Raw genomic sequence first — 9767 nt, 5'->3', positions numbered from 1 at the left:
TGCGCAACCAGTCCAGCCGCGCCTTGTCGTCCGGGCTGCCACCCACCGCCTCGAAGTAGATCTTCAGCGGATGACCGGTCTTAGGATCGACGCCATCCGGATAGCCCGCCTCGGCCAGCAGCCGTTTTGCCACCGCCAGCGGCCTGCGCCGGAGCTGGCCATCCTTCAGCTCATACACATAAGGGTTGATGCCTGCCGGCGGCGGCTGGTAACCGAAGATGCCGGGCGGGATCGGCTCCTGCGCCGCCACGCCGCGGCCATTGAGAAACAGCGCAATGTACTCCTCCATGTTGACCGCGATGCTGATGGCCTGCCTGAGCTTGCGGTGTCTTTCATCCAGCCCGCCCACAACCGGATCCAGCATGTTGAAGCCGAAGTACATGATGGTCGGCTGCACGCCGCCGAGAAAACGGATCCCCTTCTCCCGCATGGCCGGCGTCAGGCCGATTTCCCCCGTGGAGGAGAGCTGCACCGCCTGGTCAAAGGCATCGGATGACACACCGGAAGCGTCATAGTACCCCTGCAGAAACTTGTTCCAGTAGGGCACGCTCTCCTTCTCCAGCGTGTAGAGCACACCGTCGGTCAGCGGCAGCGGCCTGCCGCAGTCGGCCAGCAGCGTCCGGGGCACGTCGGCAGAAGCCGTGCACGGATAGCGTTCCCGATGAAAATTGGGGTTGCGCACCAGACGCATGCGGAAGTTGGGATTGTTCTCCACCAGCATGTAGGGTCCAGTGCCCACCGGCCACTGGTCCAGCGTCAGGTTCCTCTCCTTCATGCCCGGCTGGCTGTAGAAGGCATCCACCTCCCACGGCACGGGGGCGAAAAAGTTCATGCTCAGCCAGTAGAGAAACTGCGGGTAGCGTCCCTTCAGGCGAATGATCAGCGTGTGCTCATCCGGCGCGCGCACCCCTTCGATGGCGTAGGGCCGCAGGTCGAAGAAACCGCCATCCGGATGGGTTTTCTTCCATTTTTCATAATCCCGGGACACCTTGCTGCTGTATGCCTTCAGGCCGACGATGCGTCCTGCCAGCACATCCAGCACCGGCGACTGATAGGCGCGCACCCCCATGCGTTTGATGGCGTAGACATAGTCCTGCGCCGACAGAGAGCGGCTGGCCTGCTGCGGCAGGTCATAGGGCGTCTCAAGGGCGGCAATCTTTTCCGCCGGCAGGTGCCGGTTGCCGGCAACAAAGGCCGGGTGCGGCTGATAACGGATGTCATGGCGCAGATGGAGCACATATTCACTGAACACCGCCCGCTCGCGCGTGGTCGGCCTGCCCGCCTCATCCAGCCAGCGCACTGTCGGCATGCCGGTGAGCGTCAGCGGTTCCAGCGCATAGGGCCGTTTCAGGTAGGCATACTGCAAAGGCGGTTCATAGATCTGGCTGATGATGCCCCACTCGTTGGCGCTGTAGGAGACCACGGGGTCCAGATGCTTCGGCGGCGCCGAAAAGGCGCGCAACAGCAGGTTCTTCCCGGTGGTGCCGGCGGGATAGGGATCGTTCCAGGGAGCCTGACAGGCGCTCAGCAGCAGCGCCAGCAGCAGGACGACAGCTCGCAACATGCCGGCAATTATAGGATAATGCGATGATTCACATCTGAAACACGGAGGAGCAAGCATGGGATTTCTCACAGGCAAGCGCGCCCTGATCGTCGGGGTGGCCAACAACAAGTCCATCGCCTATGGCATTGCCAGACAGATGCGCGAACAGGGCGCCGAGCTGGCCTTCACCTATCAGAGCGACTTTGCCGACAAGTTCGAAAGCCGTGTGCGCAAGGTGGCCCAGGAGCTGGGCTCCGACATCGTGCTGCCGCTCAACGTGCGCAATGACGAAGAGATCGAGGCCGTTTTCACCGAACTGAAGAAGCACTGGCCGGACGGTCTGGACATCATCGTCCACTCCGTGGCCTTCGCCCCCCGCTCCGAGCTGGAGGGCCGCTTCATCGAAGCCTCCACCCGCGAGGGCTTCATGATCGCCCATGACGTGAGCGCCTACTCCTTCGTCGCTCTGGCCAAGGCCGGCTATGAGATGATGAAGGGCCGCAATGGCGCGCTGATCACCGTCTCCTATCTGGGCGCCGAGCGTGCCGTGCCCAACTACAACGTCATGGGCGTGGCCAAGGCTTCACTGGAAGCCTGCGTGCGCTATCTGGCCGCCGATCTGGGTCAGGACGGCATCCGTGTCAACGCCGTCTCTGCCGGTCCCATCCGCACCCTGGCCGCCTCCGGCATCAAGGATTTCCGCTCCATGCTGGAGGAAGCTGCCAAGGCCACACCGCTGCGCCGCAACGTCACCATCGAGGAAGTGGGCAACGCCGCCGCCTTCCTCTGCTCCGATCTGGCCTCCGGCATCACCGGCGAGATCACCTATGTGGACGGCGGCTACAATATCACCGCCTCCAAATGATCACGCCATCAGCACCGAACTGAAAAAGCGCGCCTGAGGGCGCGTTTTTTCATGCAGTCAGAGGAGAAAGAAGATGGAACCCACCACTGAACAGCGTCTGGTGGATGCGCTGGAAAAATGGCTCAGACAGGACCGCGCCAGCCGGCGCTGGAAGAACCTGCTCTACATCATCATCACGCTCTATCTGGTCGTCATCATCGCGCTGACCATCAAGAACGCGCGGGATCTGGACAAACTGGAGACCCTGGCCGCCGGCCAGCCCTACGCGGCAATCATCCGCCTCAACGGCGCCATCATGCCCGATTCGGAAGCCAGCGCCAACAAACTGATGCCGCTGCTGCGCGAGGCCTTTTCCGACAAGATGGCCAAGGCCATCATCATCGAAGCCAACTCTCCCGGTGGCTCACCGGTACAGGCGGCGCTCATCCATGACGAAATCCTGCGGCTCAAGAAGCAGACCCGCAAGCCGGTCTATGTTACGGTGCAGGACATGTGCGCCTCCGGCTGCTACTACGTGGCCGTGGCGGCGGACAAGATCTACGCCAACGAGAACTCCATCGTCGGCTCCATCGGCGTGCGGCTGGACACCTTCGGCTTTACCGGCCTGATGAAGAAGCTGGGCATCGAAAACCGTTCCATGTATGCCGGCGAGCACAAGGCCTTCATCAACCCCTTCGGACCGGAAGACCGCGAGGGGCGGGAATATTTCCGCCAGCATGTGCTTGAAAAGACCCATGAAAACTTTATCAATGCCGTGCGACAGGGCCGTGGCGACAAGCTGGATGAGCGTGACCCCATGCTCTATACCGGCATGGTGTGGCTTGCCGGGGAAGCGAAGCAGAAGGGGCTGATCGACGGACTGGGCGACACCCGTCATGTGGCCGAAGACCTGCTCAAGCTCAAACACACCCATGTGATTGAGTCTGACAAACCGCTGATTCAGCAGCTGCTGGAAGACATGGACAGCCAGACCGCATTCAGAAGCATGCTGCACGCGCTGGAACTCAAGTAAATGGCACGGTTCCTGCTGTGTTTGCGTGAAAAAGCGGGCATCCGCCCGGAACACTCAACTGACTGGGAGTCAACATGTTCAAGAATCTGTCCATTACCAACAAGCTGCACATTCCGCTGCTGGCCTCGCTGGTAATCGGCTTTCTCATCATTCTGTCCCACTACTTCTACGCCGTGCACCAGCTGGACAAGCAAGCGGAGCAGAAATCCGAAAAGCTGATGGAGCAGTTCGTGGATGAGCAGCTGCGCAACAAGAAGGACCAGCTGCTCTCCCAGGCTATTCTGCTGGCGGACAACCGCTATGTGGTGGAAGGCCTGCGCCTGAATGACCGCAACCTGACCCTGCAGGGACTCAACCGCGTGCTGGCTGAGCTCAATCAGTATTCCCAGCAGAAAGGCCTCAAGGTGCATGTGCACACGGCGAATGTGCACAGCTTCGTGCGCCAATGGAAACCGGGCAAACACGGGGATGATCTCTCAGGCTTCCGCCACACCATCAATCAGGTCCGCCGCACCGGGAAGCCGCTGGCGGGTATTGAAACCGGACGGGTGGGCCTGGTGCTGCGTGGCCTGGCGCCTGTGAAGGATCTGGACGGTAATTATCTGGGCTCCGTGGAGGTCATCTCCAGTTTCAACAACCTGATCAAATACGCCCGGGAGCACAACCACTATGACATGCTGGTGCTGATGAAGCCGGAGCTGCTCTCTGTCGCCACCGCGCTGCAGAGCGCCCCGCGTGTGGGCGGCATGGTGCTGGCCTCCGACCCTGCTCTGGCACCGGCCGACCTGCTTCAGACCCTCAGGCAGACCTTCAAGCCGGGCAGTACCCACCTCGAAACCGATCAGTACATCACACGCACCTATCCACTCAAGGATTTTGCCGGCAATGAGGTGGGCGTCATCCTGATCGCCGAAACCGTCGAACAGGCCAAAGGACTGGTGCAGGATGCGGAAGACGCCCTGCTGACTCAGCTGGGCATCTTCGGCATCACCGATGTGCTCTCGCTCATTTTCGTGCTGCTGATCGCCCGCGTGGCCATCGTCAAGCCGGTGATCGAGCTTGACCGCACCGCCGCCGATCTGGCCAACGGCGAGATCCAGTTCGGCCGACGCTTGGCCGTCAAGAGCCGGGATGAGATCGGCCGCGCACAGGCCAACTTCAACAAGTTCATCGAACGGGTTGAAGGTCTGGCCAAGGAGGCGCAGCAAGAAGCCGAAGCCGCTCGCCGAGCCAAGGCGGAAGCCGAGCGCAACATGCAGAAGAGCAATCTGCTGGTGCGTCTGGCCGGCCTGCTCATCAATGGCCTGATCCACAACGCCAAGGACGTGCAGGGCTCCATGGCCAACAACATCGAGACCATCAACGAGGTCAACGAGCTCAACAGCGAAACCGGTAAGGTCATCGATCAGGTGCGTCAGAACACCCGCGAAGTGATCAGCGTGGTGGACAAGATGAAGCACCAGGCCGAGCACAGCGAACAGCAGGCAGAGCAGCTGGACAAGGCGGTCAACGAGATCAGCGACGTGATGACGCTGATCAAGGACATTTCCGAACAGACCAACCTGCTGGCGCTCAACGCCGCCATCGAGGCGGCTCGAGCCGGCGAGCACGGTCGTGGCTTCGCCGTGGTGGCCGACGAGGTGCGCTCACTGGCCAACCGCACCCAGCAGGCGGCCGAGGAAGTGGAGCGCAACATCGAGGAGCTGAAGCGCTCCAGCGAGATCATGGTGCGCAGCGGGCGCGAGAATGCCGAGCATGCCAGCGCCACCATTGAGCGGCTCAACGAGTTCCGTCAGGTGCTCAACCGCCTGATCGACAACGCACGGCATATCCGCACCGAGAACCAGGAGATCGCCTACGAGATGTTCGCCAACCTCGCCAAGCTGGATCACATCATGTTCAAGGGCAATGCCTATCACTCCCTCTTCGATGGCGAACGCAAGGCGCAGTTCGGCGATCACCACAGCTGCCGCCTCGGCAAGTGGTATGACGAAGGCGAAGGCCGCAAACACCTGAGCCACGTGCCCAGCTATGGCAACATCGAGCCGCCACACCGCAAGGTGCACGAGCATGTGCTGGCCGCGCTGCGCTGCATTGATGACAACAACTGCGTCGACAACGCAGATGCCGTGGTTGAGCACATGGGCCAGGCAGAAGAAGCCAGCCAGGAGCTGTTCAAGCAACTCAACCAGCTGCTGGCGGAAGCCAAGCGCATGGTGGAGCAGGAAGAACAGGCGCTGGCAAACGCCCGCGAGGAAGCGGAAGACAACGCCTGATTTCTGTACAGGCATGCAGGGCGACCCGCGCTCTGCCCTATCATTTTCAAGGCAACAAAAAAGGCCGCACGGATGTGCGGCCTTTTTCATACCCGGATTCAGGCGGGCTCAGCAGGCATGCGCCTGTGAGTAGGTGACCACCTGAATCTCGTCAATGGACTTGGGCTGGCACACCTTGTATTCCGGCATCTGATCGAACTGCAGATAGCGGTAGATCTCGCCGGCCATGGCGTTGATGTCCTTCATGTGTTCCATGTACTCCTCCACCGTGGGCAGGCGGCCCAGAATGGCGGTGATGGCGGACAGCTCCGCCGAACCAAGGAACACATTGGCGTCCTTGCCCATGCGGTTGGGGAAGTTGCGGGTTGATGTGGACATCACCGTAGCACCGTCGGCCACCCGCGCCTGGTTGCCCATGCACAGGGAGCAGCCGGGCATCTCGGTGCGCGCGCCCACACGGCCGAAGGTGGCGTAGTAGCCCTCCTCGATCAGCTGGTGCTCGTCCATCTTGGTGGGCGGCGCGATCCACAGGCGCACCGGCAACTGACCGTTGAACTTCTCCAGCACTTTGCCCGCGGCGCGGTAGTGGCCGATGTTGGTCATGCACGAGCCGATGAACACCTCGTCGATATGGGTGTTGGCCACTTCGGACAACGGCTTGATGTCGTCCGGATCGTTGGGGCATGCCAACAGCGGTTCGGTGATCTCGTTCAGGTCGATCTCGATCACCTCGGCGTATTCTGCGTCCCTGTCCGCCTCCAGCAGCTCCGGATTCTCGATCCACGCCTTCATGGCGTCACGGCGACGCGCCAGGGTGCGCGCGTCCTGATAACCGTTTTCGATCATCCAGTCGATCAGCGCAATGTTGGACTTGAGGAACTCGATGATCGGCTCCTTGCCCAGCTTGACGGTGCAGCCGTTGGCGGAACGCTCGGCGGAGGCATCGGACAGTTCGAACGCCTGCTCCACGGTCAGGTGCTCCAGACCTTCGATCTCCAGCACACGACCGTTGAAGACATTCTTCTTGCCCTTCTTCTCCACCGTCAGCAGGCCTTTCTGGATGGCCACATACGGGATGGCGTTGACCAGATCCCGCAGGGTGATGCCCGGCTGCATCTCGCCCTTGAAGCGCACCAGCACGGATTCCGGCATAGTCAGCGGCATCACGCCCAGCGTGGCGGCAAAGGCCACCAGACCGGAGCCGGCCGGGAAGGAAATGCCGATGGGGAAACGGGTGTGGGAGTCACCGCCGGTACCCACGGTGTCGGGCAGCAGCATGCGGTTGAGCCATGAGTGGATCACCCCGTCGCCAGGGCGCAGGGAGACACCGCCACGGCTGATGATGAAATCCGGCAGCTCATGCTGCAGCTTGATGTCCACCGGCTTGGGATAGGCGGCGGTGTGGCAGAAGGACTGCAATACGAAATCGGCGCTGAAACCGAGACAGGCCAGCTCCTTCAGCTCGTCCCGGGTCATTGCGCCGGTGGTGTCCTGAGAGCCGACGGTGGTCATGTGCGGCTCGCAGTACATGCCCGGACGCACCCCCTCGATACCGCAGGCGCGGCCGACGATCTTCTGCGCCAGCGTATAGCCTTTGGTGGAGCCGGAGGTGTCCTGCGGACGGATGAACACATCGGAGACATCCAACCCCAGATCGCGGCGGGCCTTGTCGGTGAGGCCACGGCCGATGATCAGCGGAATGCGGCCACCGGCGCGCACTTCGTCCGGCATGGTGACCGGCTTGAGTTCAAAAGTGCTGATGACCTCGCCGGCCTCATTCTCAATCTTGCCCTCATAGGGGTAGATATGAATGACATCGCCCATGTTCATCCGGGTGACGTCGCACTCGATGGGCAGCGCGCCGGAGTCCTCGGCGGTGTTGAAGAAGATGGGCGCGATCTTGCCGCCCAGCACCACGCCGCCCTGGCGCTTGTTGGGCACGTAGGGAATGTCCTTGCCGAAGTGCCACATGATGGAGTTCATGGCGGACTTGCGCGAGGAGCCGGTACCCACCACATCGCCCACGAACGCCAGCGGATGGCCCTTCTTCTTCAGCTCGGCGATGCGCTCCTCCACATCGGGCATCTTGGCCTTGAGCATTTCCTTGGCGTGCAGCGGAATGTCCGGACGGGACCAGGCGGCGGTGGCCGGGGACAGATCATCGGTGTTGGTCTCGCCATCCACCTTGAAAACGGTGACGGTGATCTTCTCCGGCAGGGGTTCCTTCTGCTTGAACCACTCTGCCTCGGCCCAGCTGTCCATCACCTGTTGGGCCCGGGCGTTGCCGGCCTCGGCCTTCTCCTTCACATCATGGTAGGCGTCATACACCAGCAGGGTTTTTGACAGCGCCTTGACCGCCTCTTCCGCCACTTTTTCATTGTCGGAATCCAGAAGCTCGATCAGCGGCTGCACGTTGTAGCCGCCCAGCATGGTACCCAGCAGGAAAGTGGCCCGCTCGGGCGAGATCAGCTCCACCTTGACATTGCCCTTGGCCACATCGGCCAGGAAGCTGGCCTTGACATAGGAGGCCTCGTCCACGCCCGGCGGCACACGGTTTTCCAGCAGGTCGATCAGAAAGTCTTCCTCACCTGCCGGCGGGTTCTTGATCAGCTCGATCAGCGCCGCGGTCTGCTCCGCATTCAGCGGCAGCGGCGGCAGGCCGTCTCTGGCCCGCTCTTCCACATGGGCACGATATTGCTGTAGAAATGACATGGACTATGGACTCCCCGTAGTTGAAACCTAAGCCGGTTATAATACCACGGATCAAAATTATTCGACCCAGGGGGAGCCCCATGAGCCTTGAACTGTCCTCTCTGACCGCCATCTCGCCCGTTGACGGTCGTTACGCCCGCCAGACGGCCGAACTGCGCGAAATCTTCAGCGAATACGGCCTGATCAGATATCGGGTGCAGGTGGAAGTGGCCTGGCTGAAACTGCTGGCCAACCACCCCGGCATCCCCGAAGTGCCGAAACTTTCCAACGAAGCCATCAACCACCTCAACATGCTGGTGGATGGCTTCAATGAAGAGATGGCCGCCCGGGTCAAGGAGATCGAACGCACCACCAACCATGACGTCAAGGCGGTGGAATACTTCATCAAGGAGCACCTGAGCGGCAACGCCGAACTGGACGCCATCAAGGAGTTCGTCCACTTCGCCTGCACCAGTGAGGACATCAACAATCTCTCCTATGCGCTGATGCTCAAGGAAGCGCGCGAAAAGGTGCTGGTGCCGCAGATGGACACCCTGGTGGACACCCTCGCGGACATGGCTGAGGCGATGGCCGACATCCCCATGCTCTCCCGCACCCACGGCCAGCCCGCCTCCCCCACCACGGTGGGCAAGGAGTTCGCCAATGTAGCATACCGTCTCGCTCGGCAGGCGAAGCAGCTGCGGGACGTGCAGATCATGGGCAAGATCAATGGGGCCACCGGCAACTACAACGCCCACCTGTCCGCCTATCCGGACATCAACTGGTATGAGCTGTCAGAGCAGTTCGTACGCTCGCTGGGACTGGCGTGGAACCCCTACACCATCCAGATCGAGCCGCACGACTGGATCGCCGAGTTCTTCCACACCCTGATCCGCTACAACACCATTCTGATCGACTTCGACCGGGACGTGTGGGGCTACATCTCGCTGGGCTTCTTTAAGCAGAAGACGGTGGCCGGCGAGATCGGCTCCTCCACCATGCCCCACAAGGTCAACCCTATCGACTTCGAAAACTCCGAAGGCAACCTGGGATTGGCCAACGCCCTCTTCGACCACCTGGCGCAGAAGCTGCCCATCAGCCGCTGGCAGCGGGATCTGACCGATTCCACCGTGCTGCGCAATCTGGGTGTGGGCGTGGCTCACACCCTCATCGCCCTCAAGGCCACCATGAAGGGACTGGGCAAGCTGGAGGTCAACGAAGAACGCCTGCGGGCCGATCTGGACGAGAACTGGGAGGTGCTGGCCGAACCGATTCAGACCGTCATGCGTCGCTATGGTATTCCGGAACCGTATGAAAAACTGAAAGAGCTGACCCGCGGTCGCCGTGTGGACCGGGAGATCATGCAGAACTTCGTCGATA

General features: G+C 61.3%; 6 protein-coding genes. 4 read left to right on the top strand and 2 right to left on the bottom strand.

The features are described 5' to 3' along the window. On the bottom strand, positions 1–1564 hold a 1564-nt coding region (locus F8K16_RS05020), incomplete at its 3' end, for an ABC transporter substrate-binding protein (RefSeq protein WP_294947803.1). A gap of 55 nt (positions 1565–1619) precedes the next feature. Here F8K16_RS05020 and F8K16_RS05015 point away from each other — a divergent pair. The 3 genes from F8K16_RS05015 (at position 1620) to F8K16_RS05005 (ending at position 5696) form a co-directional block, all read left to right on the top strand. Continuing rightward, complete coding sequence (locus F8K16_RS05015) at positions 1620–2408, top strand: enoyl-ACP reductase (RefSeq protein WP_294947800.1); 789 nt, start codon at positions 1620–1622, stop codon at positions 2406–2408. A gap of 73 nt (positions 2409–2481) precedes the next feature. After that, positions 2482–3420, top strand: a complete 939-nt coding sequence (locus F8K16_RS05010; protein WP_294947797.1) for a S49 family peptidase — start codon at positions 2482–2484, stop codon at positions 3418–3420. A gap of 74 nt (positions 3421–3494) precedes the next feature. Further along, positions 3495–5696: a methyl-accepting chemotaxis protein gene (locus F8K16_RS05005; protein ID WP_294947795.1), complete on the top strand. Its 2202-nt coding sequence runs from the start codon at positions 3495–3497 to the stop codon at positions 5694–5696. A gap of 108 nt (positions 5697–5804) precedes the next feature. On the opposite strand, the gene acnB is transcribed toward F8K16_RS05005, so the two are convergent. Next, the gene (gene acnB / locus F8K16_RS05000) at positions 5805–8408 is read right to left on the bottom strand and encodes a bifunctional aconitate hydratase 2/2-methylisocitrate dehydratase (protein ID WP_294947793.1); all 2604 of its coding nucleotides are present in this window, start codon (positions 8406–8408) and stop codon (positions 5805–5807) included. Between the two features lie 80 nt (positions 8409–8488). On the opposite strand from acnB, the gene purB reads away from it, so the two are divergent. Beyond that, positions 8489–9767: adenylosuccinate lyase (gene purB, locus F8K16_RS04995; RefSeq protein ID WP_294947792.1), on the top strand; the 1279-nt coding region annotated here is incomplete at its 3' end.

The organism is Sulfurivirga sp., assembly GCF_015490265.1.
Taxonomy (GTDB): domain Bacteria; phylum Pseudomonadota; class Gammaproteobacteria; order Thiomicrospirales; family Thiomicrospiraceae; genus Sulfurivirga.
This window is presented reverse-complemented; position numbering and strand designations above follow the sequence as displayed.